The organism is Pedococcus sp. KACC 23699 (assembly GCF_045348425.1).
Taxonomy (GTDB): domain Bacteria; phylum Actinomycetota; class Actinomycetes; order Actinomycetales; family Dermatophilaceae; genus Pedococcus.
In genome coordinates this window covers 1,311,152-1,336,061 of sequence record NZ_CP157483.1, presented here as the reverse complement: position 1 = coordinate 1,336,061, position 24,910 = coordinate 1,311,152, and the positions used below count along the sequence as shown (strand labels likewise).

Genomic DNA, 24,910 nt, shown 5'->3' with positions numbered 1-24,910 from the left:
CCCAGACAGGTGGGCGACCCGGGCGGCCCTGTCCGCAACGGTCCCGGACAGCCGTGTGGCCGGCCCCCGCGAGGGAGCCGGCCACACGGCATGCACGGTGGTGCTCCGGTCAGTCGCCGAGGCGCAGGCCGGACTGGGCGTCGAAGAGGTGGACGTGACCCGGCTTCGGGGCCAGGAACACCGTCTCGCCCTTCTGCGGGGGACGACGACCGTCGACGCGCGCGATGAACGGCTTCTCGGGAGCGTCGCTGTCCTCCTCGTCCACGTGCTGGGCGGCCTTGGTGGTGCCGTAGATGTAGGCATCGGCACCAAGCTCCTCGACGACGTCCACGGTCACGGCGATGCCGTGGCCGTCGGTGCGCAGCTCGAGGTCCTCGGGACGGACACCCAGCGTGAGGTTCTTGCCCGATGCGCCCGCGATGCGGTCCCGCTCGACGGCGACGGTCGAGTCGCCCACGAGGACACCACCATCGGTGGACTCGACCTCGAGGAGGTTCATGGCAGGGGAGCCGATGAAGCCGGCGACGAAGACGTTGTTCGGGTGGTCGTACATGTGACGCGGGCTGTCACACTGCTGGAGGATGCCGTCCTTGAGGACCGCGACGCGGTCACCCATCGTCATGGCCTCGACCTGGTCGTGGGTGACGTAGACGGTGGTGACGCCGAGTCGGCGCTGCAGCGAGGCGATCTGGGTGCGCGTCTGGACGCGGAGCTTGGCGTCAAGGTTCGACAGCGGCTCGTCCATGAGGAACACCTGGGGGCTGCGGACGATCGCGCGGCCCATGGCGACGCGCTGGCGCTGGCCACCGGAGAGGGCCTTCGGCTTGCGCTCGAGGTAGGGCGTGAGGTCGAGGATCTTGGCAGCCTCCTCGACGCGCTTGCGGATCTCGCCCTTGTCGACGCCGGCGATCTTGAGCGCGAAGCCCATGTTGTCGGCGACCGTCATGTGCGGGTAGAGCGCGTAGTTCTGGAAGACCATGGCGACGTCGCGGTCCTTGGGGGACAGGTTGGTGACGTCGCGGTCGCCGATCCAGATCTTGCCGGCGTTGACCTCTTCGAGGCCGGCGAGCATGCGCAGGGAGGTGGACTTGCCACAGCCGGACGGGCCGACGAGGACGAGGAACTCGCCATCCTCGATGTCGATGTTGAGCCGGTCGACAGAGGGCTTGTCGTTGCCGGGGTAGAGGCGGGTGGCCTCGTCGAACTTCACAGTTGCCATGGGCGTCTTTGCCTTTCCTTCACCGGCAGGAACGTGCCGGACGATCCGTCGTAAAGGTGGAACACCTGCAGACGTCGGTGTCGCAGGTGGGGTCAGTCTGTCCCAGCCGACGCGGTTTGACCACCTCCCATCCGGAAGATGGAAACGTTTTCGCACGCCGATGCCCGCACAGGCGGTCCGCTGGTGCTCACTGACACCCGCCACCGCGCCCTCGTGACATGAAACTTCTTGCACGGGGGTGGTCGGGCAGACTGCAAGTTCTTGCTAGATTTCGCCGTGTCCGGGCGCGGCGCAGGCTGGCCGCAGCCACACGACCAGGGGAGGGGCGCCGTGAAGGCGAGACTGGCCGACATCGCGGTCCACGCCGAGGTGAGCGAGGCGACCGTCAGCCGCGTGCTCAACGGGAAGCCCGGCGTCGCCGAGAGCACCCGCGAGGCGGTGCTGCACTCCCTCGACGTGCTCGGCTACGACCGGCCGTCGCGGCTGCGACGCAAGTCCGCCGACCTGGTCGGGCTCATCGTCCCCGAGCTGACCAACCCGATCTTCCCGGCGTTCGCCCAGATCATCGAGACGGCCCTGGCCCGCCACCAGTTCACCCCGGTGCTGTGCACGCAGACACCCGGCGGCGTCCACGAGGACGAGTACGTGCAGATGCTGCTCGACCGCGGCGTCGCCGGCATCATCTACGTCTCGGGCCAGCACGCCGACGTCACCGAGGACATCGACCGCTACGCGGCGCTGCGCGAGCGCGGGCTGCCCATCGTCCTGGTCAACGGCTACCAGCAGGGCATCGACGCCCCCTTCATCTCCAACGACGACGTCGCCTCGATGGAGCTGGCGCTGACGCACCTGGTGCAGCTCGGCCACACCAGGATCGGGCTGGCCGTCGGGCCCGACCGGTTCGTCCCGGTGATCCGCAAGATCGCGGGCTTCCGGTCCTCCATGCACACGCTGCTCGGTCGCGACGACGTCGACGACCTCATCGAGCGCACCATGTTCTCCGTCGAGGGTGGCGACACCGCCGGGGCCCGCTTGCTCGACAAGGGATGCACCGCAGTGGTCTGCGGCTCGGACCTGATGGCGCTCGGGGCGATCCGCGCCGCCCGCCGGGCCGGGCTGCGGGTGCCCGAGGACTTCTCGGTGGTCGGCTACGACGACTCCCCGCTGATCGCGTTCACCGACCCGCCGCTGACGACCGTGCGCCAGAGCGTGCAGCCGATGGCGGAGGCCGCCGTCCGCGCGCTCCTCGACGAGATCCGGGGCGAGCCCACACCGCGCGCCGAGTACGTCTTCCGCCCCGAGCTGGTCGTGCGTGCGTCGACCGGAGCCGCGCCCAGGCGCTGAACCCGATCCCTGGGTCCGGTCGCCGTTCTACTTCTCGCGCTTCGATGTAGACACGCCCGGATTCTCCGGCGCGTTCACATCGAACCAGCGGCAGCGGCGCCCTCGCGCAGGGTGCGCAGGAGCGACAGGGCCTCGGCGGCATCCTGGGGGCCCCGGACGCGGAACCCTGCCGCAGTCTCCCCGTCCCCGACCTTGACGGTGAGGTCGCCCTCGCCGAGCGCGGCGAACGCGTGCTCGTCGGTGACGTCGTCGCCGAAGTAGGCGACGTGGTGCGCGCCCACTGCGTCGCGCAGGGCGATGAGGGCGCTGCCCTTGTCGGCCTGGACGACGCTCATCTCCACCACCTGCTTGCCGTGCAGGACGTGCAGCCCGGTATGGCGCGCGGCCAGCTCGAGCGCGGCCTCCTCGGCCTCGTCGGCAGGGGCCTGGTCCATGCGGCGGGTGTGCAGGACGACCGCCGTCGGCTTGTGCTCGAGGTAGGCCCCCTCGGGCAGACCGGCGCAGAGCTCCTCGAGCTCCGCGGTCAGCGCCTGCAGGTGCGACCGCTGCGAGTCGTCGAGAGCCAGCTCGCCGTCCGCGGCGCTCGACTCGCCACCGTGGCTGCCGATCCGCGTGACGGCGCTCCCCTCGAGGCCGGTCAGGTCGGTGAGGGTGTCGAGGTCGCGGCCGGACACCACGGCTGCATACGTGCCCGGGAGGTCGGCGAGGGCCCGGAGGTCCTCGATCGTCCCCGGCAACGGGCTGGAGGTGGACGGGTCGAGCACGAGCGGGGCGAGGACGCCGTCGAAGTCGGTGGCCACGAGGACGCGGTCGGAGGCGGCGAACCGTCGGGCTGCTTCGCGGTAGTCGGCAGGGAGCGTCACGACCCGCCCTTCTCCGGTGCGTTGGCGAGGTTCTCGAGGAAGCGGGCGGCCCAGCGCTGCACGTCGTGGTCGGCCACCCGGCGGCGCATGGCCCGCATGAGGCGACGCTTCTCCCTGTCGGGCGTCTCGATGGCCCGCATGATCGTCAGCTTGAGGCCCTCGATGTCGTGCGGGTTGCAGACGAAGGCCTGGTGCAGCTCATGGAAGGCGCCGGTGAACTCCGACAGCACCAGCGCGCCGCCCTCGTCGTACCGGCAGGTGACGTACTCCTTGGCGACGAGGTTCATGCCGTCGCGCAAGGGGGTAACGAGCAGGACGTCGGCAGCGAGGTAGAGCGCCGCCATCTCCTGACGGGGGTAGGAGTGGTGGAGGTACTGCACCGCGGGCGCCCCGATGTCGCTGAACTCGCCGTTGAGGCGTCCGACCTCGCCCTCGATCTCCGCGCGCAGGTCACGGTAGGCGTCGACGCGCTCCCGGCTCGGCGTGGCGACCTGGACGAACATCTGCTTGGGCGGAGCGACCTTGCCCTCCTCGAGCAGCTCGCCGTACGCCTTGATCCGGTGGCCGATGCCCTTGGTGTAGTCGAGCCGGTCGACGCCGAGGATGAGCGTCTCCGGCGACCCCAGGGACTCGCGGATCTCGGCGGCCCTGGCCTTGGTCTCGGGCTGCTTGGCCAGCGCCTCGAGCCCCACGAAGTCGATCGAGATGGGGACGGCGCTGGCCCGCACCCGCCGAGCGCCCTCGGTGCGCGACTGCGAGACCGTGTCGCCCTTGGTCGGCAGGCTGAGCAGCTGGCGGCAGGCGCGGATGAAGTTCTGCGCGTCGGCCACCCGCTGGAACCCGAGGTAGTCGGCGCCCAGCAGGCCCTCGAGGATCGCGCGCCGCCACGGGAGCTGGGCGAAGAGCTCGACCGGGGGGAAGGGGATGTGGTTGAACCAGCCGATGCGCACGTCCGGGCGCATCTCGCGGACCATCGCCGGGACGAGCTGCAGCTGGTAGTCGTGCACCCAGACGGTCGCGCCCTCGGCAGCCACGTCGCACACGGCCTCGGCGAAGCGGCGGTTGACGGCCTCGTAGGCGCCGAACCAGAAGCGGTGGAACGTCGCCGAGACGATGACGTCGTGGTAGATCGGCCACAGGGTGTCGTTGCTGAAACCCTCGTAGTAGTTCGCGATCTCGTCCTCGGACAGGGGGACGGGACGCAGGTACATGTCGTCCTGGACGAATGGTGCGGGCGCGTCGCCGGCCTCGCCGGCCCACCCGACCCAGGCTCCCTCGCGACCCCGCATCACCGACTCCATGGCGGTGACGAGGCCGCCCGGGCTGGTGCGCCAGGACTCTGTGCCGTCGGCGTCGACCACACGATCCACGGGCAGACGGTTGGCGGCGATCACGAGATCGAACTTCGTTGCGGTGCGGGGCACGGCTGCATCAACTCCGGGTCTTGATTCGACCCCAACCCTATGACGCGCCCCGGCGGGCTGCCGAGATCTCCCCTAGCGAGGACCCTCCCTGCGGTCTAACGTCTGAGCATGAAGATCTCGGATGTGGTGCGTCGCAAGGGTGACCAGGTCGTGACCGTCCGCCCGGAGGAGACGGTCGAACGGCTCCTGCAGCTCCTCGAGGAGCACCGGATCGGTGCCGTCGTGGTGTCCACGGACCAGTCCTCCGTGGACGGGATCGTCAGCGAGCGCGACATCGTCCGGCACCTCCACAGCAAGGGTGCAGCCGTGCTCAGCCTCCCCATCTCGGCGATCATGACCGCCGAGGTGACCACCTGCGACCCCGACGCCGCCATCGAGGACCTCGCCCGCACGATGACTGAGCTGCGGATCCGCCACGTCCCCGTCGTCGTCGACGGTCGGCTGCGGGCGATCGTCAGCATCGGCGACATCGTCAAGCACCGGATCGACGAGCTCCAGACCGAGCGTGACCAACTCGTTGGCTACATCCAGCAGTAGCCTCACCCGTTTCCGCTGAGCGCCTCCCTTACCGTAGGAGGATGCGGACCGAGGCCATCGAGGGGAGCGAGAGCGGCGACAGGACCAGTGTGACGGAGGGGCCGCGGGTCGGGCCGTACCGCCTGATCCAGCAGATCGGCGAGGGCGGTATGGGTGTGGTGCACCTCGCCCTGGACCCGCACGGCCGTGCCGTCGCGCTCAAGCTGCTGCGCCCGCACATCGCCCACGACAAGGACGCGCGCACCCGGCTGGCCCGTGAGGTCGACGTGCTGGGTCGGATCCGCGACGCCCGCGTCGCCGCGGTGATCGATGCCGACCTCGACGGCGAACGCCCCTACCTGGTGACCCGCTACGTGCCCGGTCCGGCGCTCGACGACGTCGTCAAGGAGCACGGCCCGATCGTCGGCACGCCGCTGCTGTCGCTCGGCAGGGGGCTCGCCGAGGCCCTCGACGCCATCCACGCCGCCGACGTCATCCACCGGGACCTCAAGCCGGGAAACGTCCTCATGCTCGACGGTGACCCGGTCCTCATCGACTTCGGGATCGCGCACGTCGCCGACGACGTACGCATCACCCTGACCGGTCTGGTCATGGGCACCCCGGGCTACCTGTCGCCCGAGGTCGTCGAGGGTGCTCCCGTCACCGAGGCCACCGACTGGTGGGGGTGGGCGGCGACGCTCGCCTTCGCCGCGAGCGGTGCCCCGCCCTTCGGCCGCGGACCCATGGACGTGGTGCTCAACCGCGTGAGCCGCGGTGAGCCCGACCTCACCGGCGTCGACCCCAGGCTGGCACCCCTCCTGCAGGCCGCGCTGTCGCCCGAACCTCGCCAGCGCCCGGACTCCGGGGAGGTGGTCGAGGCCCTCGAGCGTTATGCCACGGGCCGGCCGGTGACGGCCGTGCTCAGCGCACCCCCGCGCCATACGCAGGTGCTGGAGCAGCGGCCCACCTCGCAGTGGGACCGCCCCCCGGTCGCCCAGCGAGGTCCGGTCGGCCCGGTGGCGCTGCCCGTGGACCGGGACGAGTACGCCCCGGTGTCCGGTGGGCGGCCCGCTGGGCCGGTGCGCACCGGCTCGGACGGCCCGGCGTGGGACGACGGCTCGGAGCTCGTGGGGGCCGAGGAGCCCGAGGGTGAGCCTTCGGACTGGCAGGCCGCGTGGGAGGGTGACGCCGGCGGACCCGATCCGCGGATCGGTCGTGCCGGACGGACCGGGACGCTGCTGGCCCTGCTCGCTGCGCTGGTCGCGGGCGCTGCGGCCTTCCCCGTCGTCGCGGCCGTCGTCGCCGTGCTGTGGTCGTGGGCGGCGCGCACCGCCGATCGGTCGGTGACGTCCCTGGTCCTGCGCCGGCACACCAAGGGCCGCCGTCGCTCGGACGTGCCGTTCGCGGTGGCCGCCAGCCCCTGGCACCTGGTGCTGGGGCTCGTCGCGACGCTCGTGAGCGCGATCCTGCCCGCGGTGGTGGGGGTGTGCGCGGTGTTCAGTGCCGCCCTCGCGATCGTGGCCGTGACCGGGGGCTCGCCGGAGCCGGCGCGGTCGGGGCCCATCGCCGTCGGCGCGTTCGTCACCGCGCTGATGGCCTGGTGGGGACCCGGTGGCGCGGGCCTGCGTCGTGGCTCGCGCAGCATCGTGCGCGGCACGAGCCCCGGGCCGCGCACCGGCAAGGTCGTCGCCGTGCTCCTGCTCGTCGCCGCCGCAGGGCTTGCGGTGTGGAGCCTCGAGGCGGCGGGTGTTCCGCAGTGGTGGCCCGTCCAGCAGCCGTCCGTGCTCGTGCCGGGCGCGAGGACCTGATGGCCTCGGGAGTCAACCCGCCACCCCCGTTGCCAGAGCGCAGGCCCCTTCGACGCCCGACGCTGCGACAGAGCCGGATCTGGCGCGGTGAGGAGATCACCGACACCATCCAGATGGTCGACTCGCTGCGGCACACGCCCTACCGGGACGCCCGCGTGCGCCAGGCCGCGGCCGAGGAGCGTGAGGCGCGTGCGTCGCTCGACCTGGCCCTGCGGGTCGGTGAGCTGATGCTGCGCTGTGGCGCGGGCGCGCCCCAGGTGGAGTCCTCCGTCATCGCGGTCGCTGCTGCCGCCGGGCTCGACAACCTCGAGGTCGACATCACCCTGCAGTCCCTGCTCGTGCAGTGCACGTCCGCGTCGGGCACCTCGATCACCATGCTCCGGGTCGTGCGCTCAGCGACCCGGGACTTCGACCGACTCACCGCCGTGCACGAGTTCGTCGAGAACCTCGTGGCCGGCAGCTACGACCTCGAGGCCGCCGCGGCAAGACTGCGCGAGATCCGCCGGGCCCCACGGTTCTGGCCGCGATGGATGGTGCGCGGCTCCCTCGGTGTCCTCTCGGCCGCGGTCGCCCTCATGCTCGGTGCCGGGCTGGTCGCCGCGCTCGTCGCCGGGGGCTCGGCCCTGCTGGTCGGGTATGCCGCGCGCGCCACCGGACGCCGTGGCCTGCCCGACTTCTACCAGTGCGCGATCGGCGGGTTCCTCGCGACGGCCATCGCCTGGGGCGCGTTCAGCCTGGGGGCGAGCGGCTGGGTGCCGGTGTCCTCGGAGGAGTTCGCCTTCATCGTCGCCGGAGGCATCACGGTGCTGCTCCCGGGGCGCACCGTCGCCTCCGCCTTCGAGGACGCGATCTCGGGGTACTCGGTGACCGGCGCCGGCCGCATGTTCGCGGTGTTCCTCACCACGGCCGGGATCATCCTCGGGGTCGCCACCGGACTGTCCGTGACGTTGGCGCTCACCACGACGTTCGACCTGCAGCTGGTGTCCCCGTCGGTCATGGCGACCCGCGCCCTGAGCGCCCCCGTCCCGCTCGCCGTGGTCGGAGCGTTCGTCGTCGGCATGTCGGGGGCGGTGTCCCTGCGCAGCCGGCGCAACCTCGTCGTCCCCGCGGGTCTGCTCTCTGCCCTGGGGGTGGGGGTGTCGCTCGGCGTCGACCGGCTCGACGCCCTGGGCCAGCTCGCCGCCGCCGGCGTCGCGGCCACCGTCCTGGGGTTCGGGGGGCGGCTGCTGGCCCTGCGCATGGGGGCCCCTGCCATGGTGCTCGCCGTGCCGGCGTCGTACGGCCTGTTGCCGGGTCTAGCGATCTTCCGTGGCCTCTACGAGATGGTGAACGGGTCGTCCGCCGACTCGGGGTCACTGTCGTTGCAAGGCGGCATCACCACGTTGCTGGGCGCGATGGCGGTGCTGCTCGCCATCGCGGCGGGCAGTGTCCTGGGGGAGTTCCTGGCAGCCCCGTTCGACCGGCGCATGGTGCAGAAGCGTCGGGTTCGGCGTCGTTGACCCGATGTGTCCCCGGGTGGAGATCCCACAAAAGGGACGAAAGCGCCATACCTCCTTTGGTTCTTCTTTTGGTCACCGGCTTGTGACTGCGGGATCCGGCCCTTACCTTTAACCAGCGCATTCGCGCCGACAACTGCACAGCACCGCATTCCCATCCACTTGCACACCCGCCGCGCCGAGCCTCGTCACGCGGGTGTTTCACCGGAACAGCTCCGGGCAACGACGAGGACGGGGGACCCAACCCGACCGCTGCGGCGGTCTTGGGGTGAAGCCGGCTCACGCCGGCCGGGCACCTGACAGCCCGAACCCGACAGCTCACCTCGCAGGCGCCGGTCAGGAAGGACCCCCCTGCAATGTTCTATGCCCCCAAGCACTCTGCTCGGAAGCCCCAACCCGTTCGTCGCCGTCTGGCAGGTGCCGCCATGGTCGGCGCCGCCACCGTCGCCGGTGGCATGGTGACCGCCACCTCCGCGTCCGCCTCCACCGTGTGGGACAGCGTCGCCGCCTGTGAGAGCGGCGGCAACTGGTCGATCAACACCGGCAACGGCTACTACGGCGGTCTGCAGTTCTCCAGCAGCACCTGGAACGCGTTCGGTGGCGGCCGCTACGCCAGCTCCGCGAACCGCGCCTCCAAGGGCGAGCAGATCGCCGTCGCGAAGAGGGTCCTGGCTGCCCAGGGCCCCGGCGCCTGGCCGACCTGCGGCGCCCGCGCCGGCCTGACCCGCGCCAACGGCGGTGCTGCCGACTCGGGTTCGACCGCTCGCGCGTCGCGCTCCACCGTCCGCAAGGCCCCGCCGAAGTCCTACACCCGGGCGGTCTCCAGCGGGAAGCTCGTCGTCGACGGCGTCCGCGGTCCGATGACCAACCGCGCCATCGAGCGCTGGGTGGGCGGTTCCGTCAACGGGTCGCTCTCGTTCTCGGACGTCAAGGCCCTGCAGCGCAAGGTCGGCTCCACGCCCGACGGCGCCATCGGCCCGCGCACCATCCGCGCCCTCCAGACCAAGATCGGCGCCAAGAGGAACGGCTCGCACACGCTGGACCGCGCCACCGTGAGGACCCTGCAGGCGTACCTGAACCGCCACTGACCCAGCCGGCGCCGCAACGGCGCCGAGGTGGTGTCGAGGTCGCGTCGTCACGCTGCGCCATCGAGGTGGACTCGCCGGGAACTCCCCGGCGAGTCCACCTCGACTCGTTGGGGGGCGACTCGTTTGGGGGTTGGGTCTACGCCGTGGGTAGCATCGTCGCCGTCTGCCGGCGCGTCCGGCCGACGTGCCGGCGTGGCGCAATTGGCAGCGCACCTGTCTTGTAAACAGGGGGTTAGGGGTTCAAGTCCCCTCGTCGGCTCTCTCAGCAGCGGAAACGCATGCGCCGGCCCTGCGTCGAGCGGCTCGCGCATGCTTGCGAGCGCGCGATGACGGTCCTCTCGAGGCCGGTCCCAGATCCTTGGCCCAACAGCCAGTTCGAAGGCTGGCAGCGCGACTCCGGACGGGGGCTCGGTCTGAAATCGACGCCACCTGGACCGCTCAGGGGATCACGGTCCAGAACCCCAGTTTATCGACTCATGAGGTGCAGCGCACCCGCCCCGGAACCCACCGACAGCAGCCGACAGCCAGCGCCCTCGTCCTTGCCCGAGGTAGAGGCTGCGACGTCGATGCCATGGTTCGCGCACGATCGCAGTCGGTCCCAGGGCGGTCGGACGGCCTCCGGTCAACACTGTTCGCGTGTACGGTTGGAAGGTAGACGAAGGGCAGTTCTGGGCGCTTATCGCGACCACCGAGCATCGGCGGGAGGCAGCGGATGGCGTTCTCGTTGGAAGGCATGCGGGGAGAGCTGGGCTCCATCATGGCCACCTCCAAGCCCGGGCTCGGGGTCGCCAACGACTTGTGCGGTGCCTGCGTCGACCTCCTGGGTGTGGACGGTGCGGCGATCTCCATGGTCTATGAGGGCTCGTCGCGCGGGACCTTCGGCGCCAGCAGTGAGGCGAGTCGCCGCCTCGATGAGTACCAGTTCACCTTTGGTGAAGGTCCTTGCCTCGACGCGGCGGTCGCCCGACAGGCGGTGTTGGCGCCGGACCTCGACTCCCCGTCCGAGGGGCGTTGGCCCGCTTTCGCCGATGCCGTGCTCAGCGACGGGATCCGTGCCGTCTTCGCCATCCCCGTCATGGTCACGGCCGCCTGTGTCGGAGCCCTGGATTTGTTCAGAGCCAGCCCCGGCCCCATGACAGCAGAGCATCTTGCCGGTGGTCTGTTGGCTGCGGAACTGGCATCCCTCCCGCTTCTCGACCTGATCGCGAGCACCGAGCCCACGGGAACCGCCGAAGACTCCTGGGCCGATCTCGAAGGCCTGGACCGCGTCGAGGTCTACCAGGCGACCGGCATGCTGATCTCCCAGCTGGACGTTGACGCTCCTGAAGCACTGGTCCGCTTGAGAGCGCACGCGATCGCCACCAACCAGACCGCCAGCCAAGTCGCCACGGCCATCGTCGAACGCCGACTGGTGTTGGAACGCGACGAGCCCGGTCACGGTGGGAGTGCGTAATGGCGAGCTCCAGAGAGCACGACATCATCCAGGCGTTCGTCGACCTGTCCGACGAGCTCGTGCAGGGGTACGACATGGTCGAGATGCTGTCGGAATGGACCGGGAACTGCGTGCGTCTCCTCGACATCGACGCCGCTGGCCTCTTGTTGGCCGATGGTCGTGGCGTTCTCCATCTGATGGCGGCCTCGTCCGAACGCATTCGCCACCTCGAGGCGTTCCAGCTCCAGAAGGTGCAGGGACCTTGCCTGGACTGCTTCAACAGCGGCGAACCGGTCGTCGTCCCTGACCTGCGGGCCGAGGCCCACCGCTGGCCCGCTTTCGTCGAGGCTGCTGAGGCAGCCGGGTTTGCATCTGTGCACGCGCTGCCGATGACGCTGCGTGACCGTGTCCTCGGTTCTGTGGGGCTCTTCGGCTACTCCGTGGGCCGTCTGGATCCTGACGACCTGGCACTTGCTCAGGCGATGGTCCACGTGGCGGGTGTGGCCATCGTCAACGAGAAGGCCGCCTCGGACCGCGACCTCGTCAACACCCAGCTGCAGGAAGCCTTGACCAGTCGAATCCTTCTCGAGCAGGCCAAGGGCGTGCTGGCAAATGAAGGAGGGTTGGCAATGAACGACGCCTTCACCGTATTGCGGCGGTATGCCCGCGACCACGGACGCACACTGACCTCGGTGGCGGAGCAGGTGGTCAACCGCTCGATGCGGGGCCAGGATCTGCTCGAATACGCCAGGTCGGCAGCGATCCTGCCCTGAGGCCGCGGACGTGGGCTCTGGCCGTGCGCCGGATCAGGTGTCGGGCCGTTCACCCAGGGGGTTGACACACCCAACCGCGTCTGGAAAATTCCCAATCACAGCCTTTTGACAAGGAGCCGCCCCAGACCCGGTGGTGTGTCGATCTCAACGATGCAAACGGGACGGTGGAGCGGATGGTCTGGCTTGATGAGTTCACTGTGGGTCGCCCGCGGCCTGTGGTGATGGTGCTCGTGCAGTCATGGACACGCCATGAGTAGGCCATCGGATGTCACCGCGGCGCTCGCCATGGACGCCGTCGCGGAGGCGGCGGGAGTGCTGAAGGCTGCCACCTTCGACAAGGTCTTCGTCCAGGCCCCCGAGCTCGTGCTGCGAGCCGTGCCGGTGGCGACGTCCGCGCAGCTTTCCGTCACCCGTCACGGGGACAGGCAGCCCGCCTTCTCACGGGCCGATCGCGTGCGCCTCGGGGAGCGCCAAGTCGTCCCGTCCCCGGCGCCGAACTCCCTGTCGCTGTCCCTCAGGACGCACGACCGCTGGGCAACGGGGGCCTTGGTCCTGACCTCGGAAACCAGCGAGGACCTCACGGGGGCCGCGGCCCTGACTGCAGAGCTCATGGTGATCCTCATCGAGGAGGCGATCGAGCGGGCCCATGCCGCGGACGTCATCACGCAGCTGAGGCGTGAACTGGCTGCGGCACGGGACGTGGGCATTGCCCTTGCGGCTGCCAGCAACGGCCTCGACGTCGCGACTGTCCTCCAGATGCTCGGCGACCTTGACCCAGACGCCGGACAAGGGTTCGCACCCAACGATGACCAGCTGATTTCCGCCGAGGCTGCCGGGTCGGACGTCCCACTCCTCCGGCTGTTGCCTGGGGGTGGTGCCTAGAGGTGATCTCACCCGGTCACGGCAGTCCTGGGGGTGCCGCGTCGAGCCGGGCTAGACGGCGACGCCGCGCCTGAGGGCCTCCCGGTCCTCAGGGGTCGTGCCGCCCCACACGCCATACGGCTCCTGCACGGCCATCGCGTGGTCGAAGCACTGCTGCAGCACCGGGCACGTCGCGCACAAGGCCTTGGCGCGCTGCTCCCGGTTGAGGCGCTTGTTGCCGCGTTCGGCGTCGCCGGGGAAGAACTCCTCCGGGTCGGTGCTGCGGCAGGCACCCTCGATCTGCCACTCGTACGTGCTCAACAGTGGGCGGGGCAGTCGCTTGATGCTGGCCATGGGGCGCTCCTTGGGGGATGGTGAAACCTGTTCAAAACTTATTCAAAAGTGATTCACGAAGCAAGTCCACGCGCGAAGTCCGCGCCTGAACCTCACGTGACCGCCCTCAGCTGCCCCGGCCGCTGTCCGGCGGTGCCCACACAGAAGGGCTGCCCTCCCCGGCCAAGTGGCCGGGAAGGACAGCCATGGCGGGTTCGACGCCCCTGACTCGCCCGCCCGGATGGATACGTCCGCCGTCCCCCGACAGCGACCGTTCCTCCGCTATCCACTGTGGTCGCCGGGGAGTTGGTCTCCAAGAGACCTAAGTCCCTTCACCCGACGGCCGGGACACGTGGACGCGTGCGGCCAGAACTTCTTCACGCCGTGACGGTCGGCCTGCTTGCCGGCGGGGGCCCCGACATGCCCGACCTTCGGCGAAGCTGGGTCGAGGCCATCGGAGTGGCGCCGGGACCGCAGGGTCCCGACGGGGTAGACCGAGGTCGTGAGCACCCAGATCCACCGTCGGCAGCACCCGGGCGAGGTGCGCCTCCCCGCTGCGCTGGCGGTCCTCGTCGCCATCGGCCTGTATGCCGCGCTGCCCCAGGGCCTCCTGCTCGGCCCGCGGGTGCTGGTGCCCGCGCTGGAGGTGCTCCTGTTCGTCCCGCTCGTCGCGGCCAACCCCCGCCGCATGACGAGGGACAACCGCTGGCTGCGCAAGCTCTCCATCGCCCTGGTGCTGATCATCGCCCTGACGAACGGGTGTGCGCTCGTCCTGCTCGTGAGGGAGCTGGTCTCGGGGCAGGCCAACCAGGGCGGCAGCTTGCTGGTGGCGGCGGCTCAGGTCTGGCTCACCAACGTCCTGATGTTCGCCCTCGCCTTCTGGGAGCTGGACCGTGGGGGCCCGGTCGCCCGGACCCAGACCGCCCGCCCCGGTCTGCCCGTGGCCGACTTCCGCTTCCCCCAGGACGAGGACCATGACGCGATCGGCGAGGTGGCTGCCCGCTCGGCCGCCAAGTCGGGCTGGGTGCCCGGTTTCATCGACTATCTCTATGTCTCCGTGACGAACTCGTCCGCGTTCAGCCCGACCGACACGATGCCGCTCTCGCCGCGCGTGAAGTCCCTGATGGCACTGGAGTCGGTGTCGGCGCTGATGTTGTCGGTGCTCGTCATCGCCCGTGGGGTGAGCCTGCTCAAGTGACGGGCGGTCGGTGGGGTCATGCGCTCTTCCGAGCGTCCTGCAGGGCACGGTTCAGGGCGCCGAGGTCGGCGTAGGTCAGCTCGGCCCCGGCTTGCTGGAGCTCGTGGGCACTCGTGCCACCGGTCGCGACCCCCAGGGCCGGTGACCCGAGACGGGCCGCTGCGTGCATGTCCCAGATCGAGTCGCCGACGACGAGCATCGAGTCCGCCTCGAGGTCGGCCCGGGACAGGACGGTGTCCAGCAGGCCACGGCCCGGCGCAGCGCCCTCGACGTCGTCGCCCGTGACGACGATGTCGAAGTCGGGGTGGTCGAGGACGTCGAGCATGGCCCACAGGTTCCGCTTGCCACCCGAGGTGGCCAGGGCCACCGTGAGCCCGGCGTCACGGCACCAGTTCAACAGGGCTCGGGCCGCCGGGAACGGGTGCAGGCGCTCGTGCCACGTGGCGAAGAGTGCGTCGTGGGCGGCGATGATCGCCTCGTCCTGAGTGGGGTCGTGCGTCTCGCCGAGGACGTGGTCGAGCATGCGACCCGCGTCCATCCCCAGCGCGTGGTGCAACGCCGCCATCGGCCGGGCGTGCCCGAACTGCCCTAGCGCCTCCCACCAGCAGACGGTGTGGACGTACGTCGAGTCGACCAGCGTGCCGTCGAGGTCGAAGACCACCCCCATGGCGCGCGTGAGACTGTCGGACATGGGTTCCTCCCACCCTGTCGAGCGCCGGCCGGCACCCACTTGTCCGGGTAGGTGCCCGCTGCGAGGTGGCGCCAAACATGCGACGTTGGGACGACGGTGCATCGCACCGGGTAGATGTATGGGCCCATCGTCGCCAAGGAGGTCGTCATGCCCACACGCAAGCCAGGCCAGTCGGTCAAGGATCCCGAGATGTATGAGGCGCTGCGCGAGGACGGTGCGAGCAAGGAGAAGGCAGCCCGCATCTCCAACGCTGCTGCAAACACCTCCCGACGGGCGGTCGGGGCCAAGGGTGGGCGCAGCGGCGACTACGAGGACTGGAGCAAGTCCGACCTCCTGGACCGAGCGCGGAAGATCGGTGTGCGTGGACGATCCTCGATGTCGAAGGCGGAGCTCATCAAGGCGCTTCGCGACCACTGAGGCTCTCTGGCCACGCTGCGTGGGTGACGACTCCACCCTCGACCTGCGCGGTCAGCACGACGGTGTTGCCCGGTATGGGGACGAGCTCGTAGGAGCCCTGGGACACCTCGGGGTAGACCAGGGAGTGGGCCGGCCCGTTCGCCCCGGGGCGAGCGACGACGGCCACGTGCGGGTGGTGCGTCGGTCCGTGGGCGTGGCCGTTGTGGTGATCGTGCGCGTGGCCGTGCCGGTGGTCGGCCCGATGCTCGGTGGCGGCCGCGGTGGAGCCTGCTGGTCTGATCTCCACCTCGAGTCCTTCGGTCTCGGGCGGCATGGCCACGACGAGCGCGCCGATGTCGCCGCCGATGTCGAGCAGGACCGGGCCCTGGCCGGCGAAGGGGTTCTCGGTCTTTCCGGGTGCGTGCATGGAGACCTCGCGTGGCTGGAGCCTGCCGGGCGACGCGTGCCTGTCGCCCGGCAGGTTTGGGGTGGTCAGGCAGCCGGTTGGCCAGGAGCCGTCTGGTAGCCGCCGGCGGGGTTGCCGAGGTACGGGAAGGTGTCCAGGTACGGCAGGTTGGTGTTGCTCGTGCCGTCGGTGAGGCCGGCGCTGGCTGCGTCCGGCGTGAAGGTCGGGTCGACGAGCGGAATGGTGGCACCGGCCACCGCCCGCAGCTCGATCGCGACGACGTCGTCGATGATTCGTCGGCCGTTCGGGAAGCCGGCCGGGTCGCCGGCGACGAGCCCGATCGGGTTGGGCTTCTTGGTCGGTGGCACCGCCACGTTCAGCCTGAGCAGATCGGCCTGGGTCGTGCCCGTGAAGTTCTGGAAGCCGGGGACGACCCCCTTGGGGATGCCCGTCAGCAGGATGGCGAGCAGGTCTGCGCGGTCCTTGGTGTAGGCCGCCAGGTGGGGGAAGACGCCGGGGTAGAGGACCGGGAGCAGGCGCGCCAGCTCGGGCTTCGCGACATACTTGGCGAAGTCCTCGTCCTCGTGCGGAGGCGCGGCGTTCCACGCGTCCTTCTTGGCCATGGGCGTGATGACCTCGTTGAACAACGGGTTGCCCAGCCGGGAGACCTGGCCCCACCTGCCGTGCCAGGTGTTCCTGCCGTGCTCGGGATCCCAGATGCGCGTCCGCTGTCGGCTGGCCGTCGCCCACACACCGATGACCGAGTGCGCGGACATCGGGTCGGTGGGCTTGTCGTGGTGCCGGGTGAGGTCACGGGTCGGGACCTGGATGGCGATGCTGTGGACGTTCAGGCCCTGGGTGCCGTTGACACCGACTGCCGCGGCCGACGGGATCAGGTGGGCCATCTGGAACGGGCGCAGGGTGCCGAGGTCGAAGATGCTCCCGAGGTCGACGTGGAAGCCCTCACCGCGCTGTCCCGCGAACACCTTGCGGCCGCCCTGGATGGAGTGGACCGCCTGGTCGGTGAAGCGGGCGTAGTTCGGGGTGGAACGCGGTCCGATGTTGACCGGCGGGCAGGTGAGGTGGCTGGCGAGCAGCCGGGGACGGTCGCCACGGGCCACCCGGGTGACCGAGTAGTACTGCGGGCGGTTCCAGTTGGGGTCGGTGATGGAGCCGATCGGGCCCACGTTGTAGAGGAACGTGTCGGAACGGCGGACCTTGGTGGTGAAGCGGAACTGGTAGGTCACGTCGGGCCGGGCGTCGCCACGGTTGCTGACGTGGATCTCGTAGAGGACGTCGTCCCCGAACTCGTAGAAGTTCGGACCGCCCTGGGGGTTCTGGAAGGGGATGAAGTTGGCGATCAGCGTGACCGAGTCAGGACGGTCGGGGCTGACGAACGCGTAGACGTCGGTGTTGTCGGCGACCGGGTCCTTGGAGACCTCAGGGGCTTCGCGGTGGGAGGACATGGGTCACCTCCTCGCTGCGCGCGTCAGGCGCCGGACCAGGTCCGCGTCCTGGATGGTGACCTCGTCCTCACCGTGCATCAGGACGACGCGACCCGACCGGGGGTCGTCCACGTAGGCCACGAGGCGCTGGCCGGCCGGGGCCGACGACTCCGTGACGGCGGTGGCCGAGGGTGCTGCGCTTGCTCTCGGGGCTGCGGCCACTGCAGCGGCGGCAGCGGCGCTCGTCCCGGCGGCAGCCAGGAACGTGCGCCTTGTGGCATCGGACATGAGGCCCTCCTTCGTCAGGCGCAGCCTGCGGGATGCAGCCGCGCTGGTGGCCACCCCGGTCGAGATCGAGCCCCCGGGGCCGAAGTGACCCACCTCACATTCGTAGCCCTGCCCCAAGCGGATGGGAAGAGTGCTCCGAGCAGTTGTTGCGACGCCGAGCAAGGTCGAGGCGTTGGCGCTGGCGTTGACAAGCTCGGACAAACCGACTCATGATCATGGGGCTTCAAGCAGTCGGAGCCTTCATTTCGCCGCGAGCAAGGAGGCCGCCGATGACCGATTTCCTGGAGTCGGTACGACCGGTTGAGCCGATGTCCACCGAGGGTGGCGTCGCGGCCGACGCGGGGGATGGGGCCACCGAGCCGAGCGTCCGGCAGCTGCTCGCCGAGCTGGCCCACCTCGAGGACGTCGTGCGTGCTGCCGGGACGTCGCTGGACGACCCCGAGGTGCTCGCAGCGATGGCCCGGGAGCAGGAGATCATCGACGAGCTGCACCACCGAAACCCCTGACGGTTCGGTTGGTCTTGCGGACGGGAACTGGCCGCAAGGGTTCGTAGCCTGGTGCTGTCGCCCACCTCAGGAAAGGCAGCAGCATGGACTTCAAGATCGAGCTGGTCCCCATCTCCGTGTCCGACGTCGACCGCGCCAAGGACTTCTACGCGCAGCTGGGATGGGTCGCCGAACAGGACGGCTCTCCGCGCGAGGACCTGCGGTTCGTCCAGGTCACCCCACCGGGGTCGGCGTGCTCCTTCTGCTTCGGCAAGGGCCTGGGGATGCTGCCGGAGGGCCAGGCGCAGTACATCCAGGTCGTCGTCGCCGACGCCGACGAGGCACACGCCCACCTCGTGGAGTGTGGCATCGAGTGCACCCCGGTCGAGCAGCTCGCGTGGGGTCGCTTCGTCAACTTCAGCGACCCGGACGGCAACCGCTGGGTCCTGCAGGAGCTGCCCGTCCGAGGGTGACGGCCGGCGTCATCAGGCCGCGTAGACGGCGACCTCGCTCGCCTTGACGGTCAGGACGACCGTCGTGCCGATGGCGAGACCGAGCTCGGCCACGGCGGCCGGGGTGACGTCCGCGGACAGGTATGCGGTGTGCACCCGGACCTGGTGCCCGTGCGGTTCGAGGTCGGTGACCGTGGCCTGCACCGTATTGCGAGGGCTGCCGTGCGGGGTCTCGCGGTAGACGCCGACCGAGCTGGGGCTGAACACCGCCACGGCCGGGTCGCCCGCAGGGAGCGGTTCCTCGGCGAGCCCCTCCACGCGCAGGCCGTCCGGTGTCGTCACCGCCGTGGCCGAACCGGTGTCGTCGCTGCGGCCGCGCACGAGGTTGAGCCCGGCGATCCGGGCGGCGAAGGCGCTCGTCGGACGGGACAACACCCGGCTCGTCGGTCCCTGCTCGACCACGCTGCCGGCCTCGAGCACCGAGACGTCGTCGGCCAGCAGGACCGCGTCGAGGATGTCGTGGGTGACCACGACCGTCGTGCGTCCGCGCAGCACCCGCCGCAGCAGCTGGCGGATCGTGGGGGCGGCCTCCACATCGAGGGCCGACAACGGTTCGTCCAGGAGCAGCAGCTCCGGCTCGGTGGCCAGGGCCCGGGCGATCGCGACGCGCTGGGCCTGGCCGCCGGACAGCGCAGACGGCTTTCGCTCGGCCAGGTCCGACGCGTCCACCTCCGCGAGCCAGTGGGCGGCCCGCGCGCGGGCCTCGCGACGCGACATACCCGAGCTGCGCGGACCGAAGGCGACGTTGTCGGTGACCGACAGGTGGGGGAAGAGCCGGGCTTCCTGGGCGAGGAGGGCCACGCCGCGAGCATGGGGTGGCACCCATGTCCCGGAACCGTTGGAGGAGAACAGGATCCGGTCCCCGAGCACGATCTCGCCGGAGTCCGGGTGGAGGAGTCCGGCGATCGACGCCAGAGCGGTGGACTTGCCGGCGCCGTTGGCGCCGAGCAGCGCGAGCGTGCGCCCGTGCGCGACGGAGAGCTCGAGGTCGAGATCGCGTCCGGGGACGCGGATGGTCGCGTGGAGGCTCACAGGGCGGTCCGGGACCGGCGGGTTACCGTGATGACCACCGTGGCCACCACCACGAGGACGAGCGAGAGGGCTACTGCCGCTTGGGGATCGGTCTCCCGCTGGAGGTAGATCTCGAGGGGGAGGGTCCGCGTCACGCCTTGGAGGCTCCCGGCGAAGGTGATGGTTGCGCCGAACTCGCCCAGCGCCCGGGCGAAGGCGAGCACCGCCCCGGAGGCCAGGCCCGGCAGCACGAGCGGAAGCGTCACGCGCAGGAACACCGTGGTCGGTCGGGCGCCGAGGGTGGCAGCGACCTCCTCGTAGCGCTGGCCACCGGTTCGCAGGGCCCCTTCGAGGCTCACGACGAGGAAGGGCAGCGCGACGAAGGTCTGGGCGAGCACGACCGCAGTGGTCGAGAACGCGATCTGCAGGCCGAGCACCTCGATGCTGTGGCCAAGCAGGCCCCTGCGGCCGAACGTGTAGAGCAGGGCGATGCCGCCGACGACCGGTGGCAGCACCAGGGGCAGCAGGACGAGCGAACGCAGCAGCGACTGGCCCCGGAAGTCCGTGCGGGCCAGGACCACCGCCATCGGGACGCCGAAGACGATGCACAGCACCGTGCTCGTGGTGGAGGTCCGCAGGCTGAGGAGTAGGGCTGCACGGGCGGAATCAGACGTCACAAGCTCCGGGAACTGCGTCCAGTCCACGCGGGTGAGCATCGCGAGCAAGGGCAGCACGACGAACACGGCGCCGAGGGCGGCAGGCACGAACACCCAGCCCGGCAGGCCCAGGCGGGGCGACCTCGGGGCTCGCGGCCGGGCCGGGCGGCGGTCGGCGCGACCGGCGCGGTCAGGGCGACCGGCGCGTTCATTCCTGTCGGCGCGGTCGGGGGCGATGGTCACGGCGCCTTGGCGAACCCGGCGTCGGCGAGCACCTGCTGGCCGCTGGCGCCGGTGACGGTTTGGACGAAGGCGTCGGCGACGGCTGCGTTCTTCGAGGCCTTGAGTGCGGCAATCGGGTAGGAGTTCACGGCGGCCTTCGACTGCGCGAACGGGATCCCCTTGACCGCGTCACCGGCGCCCTTGACGTCCGTGACGTAGACCAGTCCGGCATCGGCCTCCCCGGCGGTGACCTTGCCGAGGACGTCGGTGACCGACTGCTCCTCGCTGACCGGCGCGATGTCGACCCCTGCGGACTTCTCGACCTTGGCGGCAGCCGAGCCGCACGGGACTGCCGGGGCGCAGAGGACGACCTTCACCCCGGACCTGGCGAGGTCGGCGAACGAGGTGATCTTCGCGGGGTTGCCAGGAGGTACGGCGATCTCGAGGGTGTTCGACGCGAACACCATGGGCTGGCCGCTGGTCAGCGACTCGGCGCTCACCTTGTCCATGTTCTTCGTGTCGGCCGAGGCGAACACGTCGGCCGGCGCGCCCTGCTGGATCTGGGCCACGAGATCGGAGGACCCCGCGAAGCTGAACCTCACCGTCGTCCCCGGGTGGGTCTTCTCGAAGTCCGCGCCGATCTGGGTGAACGTCTTCTTCAGCGACGCTGCGGCGAAGACGGTGATCTCGCCGGACAGGCCACTGGAGCTCGACGACGATGACCCGCCGGAGCTCGATCCGCTCGAGGAGGAGTCTGCTGACCCGCTCCGGCAGGCGGCGACCCCCATGGCGAGCGTGAGGGCGGTGGCGACGAGGGTCAGGCGGGTGGGGCCGATACGGCGGATCATGATGCTCCCTGGGGCGTCTCGACGATGACGGTCGTGGACTTCACGACGGCGATGGCGACCGAGCCGAGCTCGAGGCCGAGGTCGCGCACGGCCTCGCTGCTCATCAGGGAGACGACGCGGAACGGGCCGCACTGCAGCTCGACCTGGGCCATCACGGTGTCGGTCTTGATGTCGGTGACGAGTCCGACGAAGCGGTTGCGGGCGGACCGTCCGACCGTGGACGGGTCGGCCACGGTGTGCGCCTGGTCGCGGGCGAGGAGGGCGACCTGGTAGCCGTCGACCACCTTGCGCCCGGTCTCGTCCGGCTCGGCCACGAGGGCGCCGCTGTCCACCCAGCGGCGCACGGTGTCGTCGCTCACCCCCAGGAAGGTCGCGGCATCCTTGATCCGAAGCTGCGGCATACCTTCTACTCTAGGTCCGCAACTGCGGGTATGGCGAGCGACTCAGTCCGCGTCTGCGGTTTCCGGCGGGTCCTGGGCGCCGTCGCGTTCGTCGCGCTCGGCCCACTCGACGAGCTGGTCGATCTCGAACACCGCGCCGTCGATCCCCGCGTGCAGGTCGCCGAGCTCGGCATACCGCGTCGGGACCGTGGCGATGGTGAAGTCGTCGGGCGTGACCTCGTCGACCTCGTCCCAGCGGATCGGCGTCGACACGGTGCCGCGGGGGTTGCCCCGGACGGAGTAGGCGCTGGCGATGGTGTGGTCGCGCGCATTCTGGTTGTAGTCGACGAACAACGCCGCCGGGTCCCGGTCCTTGCGCCACCAGGTCGTCGTCACGTCGTCCGGGGCGCGGCGCTCCACCTCGCGAGCAAAGGCGAGGGCGGCGCGCCGTACGTCCTTGAACCCCCACTGGGGGTCGATGCGGACGTAGACGTGCAGCCCCGATCCACCACTGGTCTTGGGCCAGCCCACCGCCCCGATCTCGTCGAGCACCTCGTGGACGACGTGGGTCACCCGCTGCACCCGGTCCCACGGGCACTCCGGGCCGGGGTCGAGGTCGATGCGCCACTCGTCGGGCTTCTCGACGTGGCCGCGGCGGCTGTTCCACGGGTGGAACTCCACGGTCGACATCTGCACCGCCCAGATCACGTGCGCCAGCTCGGTGACGCACAGCTCGTCCGCCGTCCGGTTGTAGCGCGGGAACTTCACCCGCACCGTCTCCAGCCACGGTGGGGCGCCGTGCGGCACCCGCTTCTGGTGCACCTTCTCGCCCGCCACGCCCTCGGGGAAGCGGTGCATCATGCACGGCCGCTCGCGCAGCGCGTTGACGATGCCGTCGCCGACCGACAGGTAGTAGTTGACCAGGTCGAGCTTGGTTTCACCGCGCTCGGGGAAGTAGACCCGGTCCGGGTTGGAGATGCGCACGTCGCGCTCGCCGACCTCCACCTCGATCGCGGGCGACGTCGCCTTGGGTGCCATGGATCCCAACCTAGGGGCCGTGTGCCGCGGGGGGCACCTGCGCGACTCGCGGATACGTGTGTTCGGTCCTGGACGAGGACGTCGACGGCGTCATCACCAACAGCCCGCCGGGGTGGCGGACGCCCTGTCGGCGCCCGGCACGACGGTCGTATGCTCGCCCCATGCTCGAGCAGAAACGCGTCCTCGCCACCAGCATCCCCGGCCCGAAGTCCCAGGCGCTGCAGCAGCGCAAGACCGCTGCGGTCTCGGCCGGTGTCGGCACCGGCTTGCCCGTCTACATCGAGCAGGCGGCCGGCGGCATCCTGCGCGACGTCGACGGCAACCAGCTCATCGACTTCGGTTCCGGCATCGCGGTGACCACGGTGGGCAACGGCAACCAGCGGGTCATCGACGCGGTGACGAAGCAGATCAACGACTTCACCCACACCTGCTTCATGGTCACGCCGTACGAGGAGTACATCCTCGTCGCGGAGGCGCTCGACGAGCTCACGCCCGGCACCCACGCGAAGCGTTCGGCGCTGTTCAACTCCGGCTCCGAGGCCGTCGAGAACGCCGTCAAGGTCGCCCGCCACTTCACTGGTCGCCAGGGGATCGTCGCGTTCGACCACGCCTACCACGGGCGCACCAACCTCACGATGGGGCTGACCGCCAAGAACATGCCCTACAAGCACCGTTTCGGGCCGTTCGCGAGCGAGATCTACCGCGTCCAGATGGCCTACCCCTACCGCTGGCCCACCGGCCCCGAGGCCTGCGCCGACGAGGCGTTCGAGGCGTTCGTCGCCGACGTCCACGCGCAGGTCGGCGAGGACAACACCGCAGCCGTCATCCTCGAGCCGATCCAGGGCGAGGGCGGGTTCATCGTGCCGGCACCGGGCTTCGTCAAGAAGGTCGCCGACTGGTGCACCGAGAACGGCATCCTGTTCATCGCCGACGAGGTGCAGACCGGGTTCTGCCGCACCGGTGACTGGTTCGCCTCCGAGCACGAGGGCGTCGTCCCTGACCTCATCACGACCGCCAAGGGCATCGCCGGCGGTATGCCGCTCGCGGCCCTCACGGGGCGCGCGGACGTCATGGACGCGATCCACGTCGGTGGCCTCGGGGGCACCTACGGCGGCAACCCCGTCGCCTGCGCCGCTGCCCTCGCCTCCATCGAGACGATGAAGGAGGACGACCTGCGTGGTCGCGCCAAGGCCGTCGAGGCGATGTTCCGCCCGCGCCTCGAGGCGCTCGCCGACAAGTACGGCGTCATCGGTGACATCCGCGGCCGCGGCGCCATGCTCGCGGTCGAGCTGGTCAGCGACCTGGACAAGAAGACGCCCGACGCCGACCTCACCGGGCGGATCAACAAGGCCTGTCACGCTGAGGGCTTGGTGACGCTGACCTGCGGCACCTTCGGCAACGTCTTCCGCTTCCTGCCCCCGCTGTCCTCCGGTGACGAGCTGCTCTCCGAGGGCCTCGACATCCTCGAGGGTGCGTTCGCCGCGTCCGTCTGAGCGGGCCCTCGCGCACTGGAGGCCCGAACCGCTGAGGTCTGCCACTGTTCACACCACCGTCGCGTGTCGGTGACCTGACGGTGCGGCCGACGCTGTTAGACAGACAGTGACCCGGCCACGTATGAGGTGGCCGGGTCTGTTCATGCCCGGACACGGGCGGTCGGCGCTGGCACCTGCGGGCGCCGGAGGCGGCCGGGGGCTGACACGATGGTGCCGTGGACGACGCTGCGACCTGCCCCTCGCTCCGGCTGGCCACGAGCGATGAGGCGTCGGCGCTCAAGGACCTCGAGAAGGCCGCCAACCTCGTGGCCTTGGCTCACGTCTTCCCGGCCGACCAGTACCCGTACCCCGACGCCGACGTCCTGGCCCGCTGGCGGGACGTCCTCGCGGACCCGGGGACGACGACGCTGGTCGGTGAGGACGAACAGGGCCTGACCTGCTTCGTCGCCTTCGACGCGCTGCGCCTGCGGCATCTCGGCGTCCGGCCCGACCTGTGGGGGAGCGGCCTGGCCGCGGTCGCGTTCGAGGCCTCGACGGCCACCCGGCTGTGGTGCCTCGAGGCGAACCATCGGGCCCGCCGCTTCTACGCGCGCCACGGCTGGCAGGCGACCGGCGTCAGTCGGACATCGGAGTTCCCGCCCTTCCCCGTCGAGGTCGAGTACCACCGCGCCTGATCCCTGCCTG

The 24,910-nt window shown here is 70.3% G+C and carries 27 protein-coding genes, 1 tRNA gene and 1 riboswitch; of the genes, 15 read left to right on the top strand and 13 right to left on the bottom strand.

Features of this window, described 5'->3' with window-relative positions; all coding sequences use genetic code 11:
• Positions 1-109: 109 nt before the first annotated feature.
• Positions 110-1,219 carry an ABC transporter ATP-binding protein gene (locus ABEG17_RS06170; RefSeq protein WP_406832404.1) on the bottom strand — a complete coding sequence of 370 codons (1,110 nt, stop codon included), beginning with the start codon at positions 1,217-1,219 and terminating at the stop codon, positions 110-112.
• A gap of 330 nt (positions 1,220-1,549) precedes the next feature.
• Here ABEG17_RS06170 and ABEG17_RS06165 point away from each other — a divergent pair, with 330 nt between their 5' ends.
• The gene (locus ABEG17_RS06165; RefSeq protein ID WP_406832403.1) at positions 1,550-2,563 is read left to right on the top strand and encodes a LacI family DNA-binding transcriptional regulator; all 1,014 of its coding nucleotides are present in this window, start codon (positions 1,550-1,552) and stop codon (positions 2,561-2,563) included.
• 74 nt (positions 2,564-2,637) lie between these two features.
• Here the strand turns inward: ABEG17_RS06165 and otsB are convergent, their stop codons facing one another.
• Together otsB and ABEG17_RS06155 are read right to left on the bottom strand one after the other, a co-directional pair.
• Entirely contained in the window at positions 2,638-3,426 is a 789-nt protein-coding gene (gene otsB, locus ABEG17_RS06160; protein ID WP_406832402.1) for a trehalose-phosphatase, read from the bottom strand.
• On the bottom strand, positions 3,423-4,850 hold the full coding sequence (locus ABEG17_RS06155; RefSeq protein WP_406832401.1) for a trehalose-6-phosphate synthase: 1,428 nt from the start codon (positions 4,848-4,850) through the stop codon (positions 3,423-3,425). Before ABEG17_RS06155 ends, otsB begins: the two co-directional genes overlap by 4 nt.
• Before the next feature lie 108 nt (positions 4,851-4,958).
• Between ABEG17_RS06155 and ABEG17_RS06150 the strand changes: the two genes are divergently transcribed.
• The 8 genes from ABEG17_RS06150 to ABEG17_RS06115 all read left to right on the top strand — a co-directional run bounded on the left by ABEG17_RS06150 (position 4,959) and on the right by ABEG17_RS06115 (position 12,845).
• The gene (locus tag ABEG17_RS06150; protein WP_406832400.1) at positions 4,959-5,387 is read left to right on the top strand and encodes a CBS domain-containing protein; all 429 of its coding nucleotides are present in this window, start codon (positions 4,959-4,961) and stop codon (positions 5,385-5,387) included.
• A gap of 41 nt (positions 5,388-5,428) precedes the next feature.
• On the top strand, positions 5,429-7,174 hold the full coding sequence (locus tag ABEG17_RS06145) for a serine/threonine-protein kinase (protein ID WP_406832399.1): 1,746 nt from the start codon (positions 5,429-5,431) through the stop codon (positions 7,172-7,174).
• Complete coding sequence (locus ABEG17_RS06140; RefSeq protein ID WP_406832398.1) at positions 7,174-8,673, top strand: threonine/serine exporter ThrE family protein; 1,500 nt, start codon at positions 7,174-7,176, stop codon at positions 8,671-8,673. The genes ABEG17_RS06145 and ABEG17_RS06140 overlap by 1 nt, the downstream gene beginning before the upstream one ends.
• A 163-nt stretch (positions 8,674-8,836) precedes the next feature.
• A riboswitch (cyclic di-AMP (ydaO/yuaA leader) is annotated at positions 8,837-9,017 on the top strand.
• Positions 9,018-9,095: 78 nt separating this feature from the next.
• Entirely contained in the window at positions 9,096-9,758 is a 663-nt protein-coding gene (locus ABEG17_RS06135; RefSeq protein WP_406832397.1) for a transglycosylase family protein, read from the top strand.
• 186 nt (positions 9,759-9,944) lie between these two features.
• Positions 9,945-10,017 (top strand) — tRNA-Thr (locus tag ABEG17_RS06130).
• 453 nt (positions 10,018-10,470) lie between these two features.
• Positions 10,471-11,211: a GAF and ANTAR domain-containing protein gene (locus tag ABEG17_RS06125; RefSeq protein ID WP_406832396.1), complete on the top strand. Its 741-nt coding sequence runs from the start codon at positions 10,471-10,473 to the stop codon at positions 11,209-11,211.
• 74 nt (positions 11,212-11,285) lie between these two features.
• Complete coding sequence (locus ABEG17_RS06120) at positions 11,286-11,963, top strand: GAF and ANTAR domain-containing protein (RefSeq protein WP_406832395.1); 678 nt, start codon at positions 11,286-11,288, stop codon at positions 11,961-11,963.
• 249 nt (positions 11,964-12,212) lie between these two features.
• The gene (locus tag ABEG17_RS06115; RefSeq protein WP_406832394.1) at positions 12,213-12,845 is read left to right on the top strand and encodes a hypothetical protein; all 633 of its coding nucleotides are present in this window, start codon (positions 12,213-12,215) and stop codon (positions 12,843-12,845) included.
• Between the two features lie 51 nt (positions 12,846-12,896).
• Here the strand turns inward: ABEG17_RS06115 and ABEG17_RS06110 are convergent, their stop codons facing one another.
• On the bottom strand, positions 12,897-13,178 hold the full coding sequence (locus tag ABEG17_RS06110) for a WhiB family transcriptional regulator (RefSeq protein WP_406832393.1): 282 nt from the start codon (positions 13,176-13,178) through the stop codon (positions 12,897-12,899).
• Between the two features lie 481 nt (positions 13,179-13,659).
• On the opposite strand from ABEG17_RS06110, the gene ABEG17_RS06105 reads away from it, so the two are divergent.
• Positions 13,660-14,355: a hypothetical protein gene (locus tag ABEG17_RS06105; RefSeq protein ID WP_406832392.1), complete on the top strand. Its 696-nt coding sequence runs from the start codon at positions 13,660-13,662 to the stop codon at positions 14,353-14,355.
• Positions 14,356-14,371: 16 nt separating this feature from the next.
• Here ABEG17_RS06105 and ABEG17_RS06100 read toward each other — a convergent pair whose 3' ends face one another.
• A complete protein-coding gene (locus tag ABEG17_RS06100) occupies positions 14,372-15,046 on the bottom strand; it encodes an HAD family hydrolase (protein WP_406832391.1) in 675 nt (224 codons plus the stop codon).
• Between the two features lie 147 nt (positions 15,047-15,193).
• On the opposite strand from ABEG17_RS06100, the gene ABEG17_RS06095 reads away from it, so the two are divergent.
• Positions 15,194-15,463, top strand: a complete 270-nt coding sequence (locus ABEG17_RS06095; protein WP_406832390.1) for a Rho termination factor — start codon at positions 15,194-15,196, stop codon at positions 15,461-15,463.
• Here ABEG17_RS06095 and ABEG17_RS06090 read toward each other — a convergent pair.
• The 3 genes from ABEG17_RS06090 to ABEG17_RS06080 form a co-directional block, all read right to left on the bottom strand.
• A complete protein-coding gene (locus ABEG17_RS06090) occupies positions 15,441-15,869 on the bottom strand; it encodes a hypothetical protein (protein WP_406832389.1) in 429 nt (142 codons plus the stop codon). The genes ABEG17_RS06095 and ABEG17_RS06090 overlap by 23 nt on opposite strands.
• 65 nt (positions 15,870-15,934) lie before the next feature.
• Entirely contained in the window at positions 15,935-17,314 is a 1,380-nt protein-coding gene (locus ABEG17_RS06085) for a DUF4331 domain-containing protein (RefSeq protein WP_406832388.1), read from the bottom strand.
• Between the two features lie 3 nt (positions 17,315-17,317).
• Positions 17,318-17,581: a hypothetical protein gene (locus ABEG17_RS06080; RefSeq protein ID WP_406832387.1), complete on the bottom strand. Its 264-nt coding sequence runs from the start codon at positions 17,579-17,581 to the stop codon at positions 17,318-17,320.
• A gap of 269 nt (positions 17,582-17,850) precedes the next feature.
• On the opposite strand from ABEG17_RS06080, the gene ABEG17_RS06075 reads away from it, so the two are divergent.
• Positions 17,851-18,087, top strand: a complete 237-nt coding sequence (locus ABEG17_RS06075) for a hypothetical protein (RefSeq protein ID WP_406832386.1) — start codon at positions 17,851-17,853, stop codon at positions 18,085-18,087.
• 83 nt (positions 18,088-18,170) lie between these two features.
• Positions 18,171-18,539, top strand: coding sequence for a VOC family protein (locus ABEG17_RS06070; protein WP_406832385.1), 369 nt, complete (start codon positions 18,171-18,173; stop codon positions 18,537-18,539).
• 12 nt (positions 18,540-18,551) lie between these two features.
• Here the strand turns inward: ABEG17_RS06070 and ABEG17_RS06065 are convergent, their stop codons facing one another.
• The 5 genes from ABEG17_RS06065 to ligD form a co-directional block, all read right to left on the bottom strand.
• Positions 18,552-19,610: a sulfate/molybdate ABC transporter ATP-binding protein gene (locus ABEG17_RS06065; protein ID WP_406832384.1), complete on the bottom strand. Its 1,059-nt coding sequence runs from the start codon at positions 19,608-19,610 to the stop codon at positions 18,552-18,554.
• Positions 19,607-20,377: an ABC transporter permease gene (locus ABEG17_RS06060; RefSeq protein WP_406833143.1), complete on the bottom strand. Its 771-nt coding sequence runs from the start codon at positions 20,375-20,377 to the stop codon at positions 19,607-19,609. Before ABEG17_RS06060 ends, ABEG17_RS06065 begins: the two co-directional genes overlap by 4 nt.
• Before the next feature lie 107 nt (positions 20,378-20,484).
• Positions 20,485-21,315 carry a molybdate ABC transporter substrate-binding protein gene (gene modA / locus ABEG17_RS06055; RefSeq protein WP_406832383.1) on the bottom strand — a complete coding sequence of 277 codons (831 nt, stop codon included), beginning with the start codon at positions 21,313-21,315 and terminating at the stop codon, positions 20,485-20,487.
• Positions 21,312-21,716: a molybdopterin-binding protein gene (locus ABEG17_RS06050; protein WP_406832382.1), complete on the bottom strand. Its 405-nt coding sequence runs from the start codon at positions 21,714-21,716 to the stop codon at positions 21,312-21,314. The genes modA and ABEG17_RS06050 overlap by 4 nt, the downstream gene beginning before the upstream one ends.
• Before the next feature lie 42 nt (positions 21,717-21,758).
• Positions 21,759-22,733, bottom strand: a complete 975-nt coding sequence (gene ligD / locus ABEG17_RS06045; RefSeq protein WP_406832381.1) for a non-homologous end-joining DNA ligase — start codon at positions 22,731-22,733, stop codon at positions 21,759-21,761.
• A 161-nt stretch (positions 22,734-22,894) separates the two neighbouring features.
• On the opposite strand from ligD, the gene gabT reads away from it, so the two are divergent.
• Together gabT and ABEG17_RS06035 are read left to right on the top strand one after the other, a co-directional pair.
• Positions 22,895-24,226 (top strand): 4-aminobutyrate--2-oxoglutarate transaminase, encoded by a 1,332-nt coding sequence (gene gabT / locus ABEG17_RS06040; protein ID WP_406832380.1) that lies wholly within the window; start codon positions 22,895-22,897, stop codon positions 24,224-24,226.
• A 215-nt stretch (positions 24,227-24,441) separates the two neighbouring features.
• On the top strand, positions 24,442-24,900 hold the full coding sequence (locus tag ABEG17_RS06035; protein WP_406832379.1) for a hypothetical protein: 459 nt from the start codon (positions 24,442-24,444) through the stop codon (positions 24,898-24,900).
• Positions 24,901-24,910 lie beyond the last annotated feature (10 nt).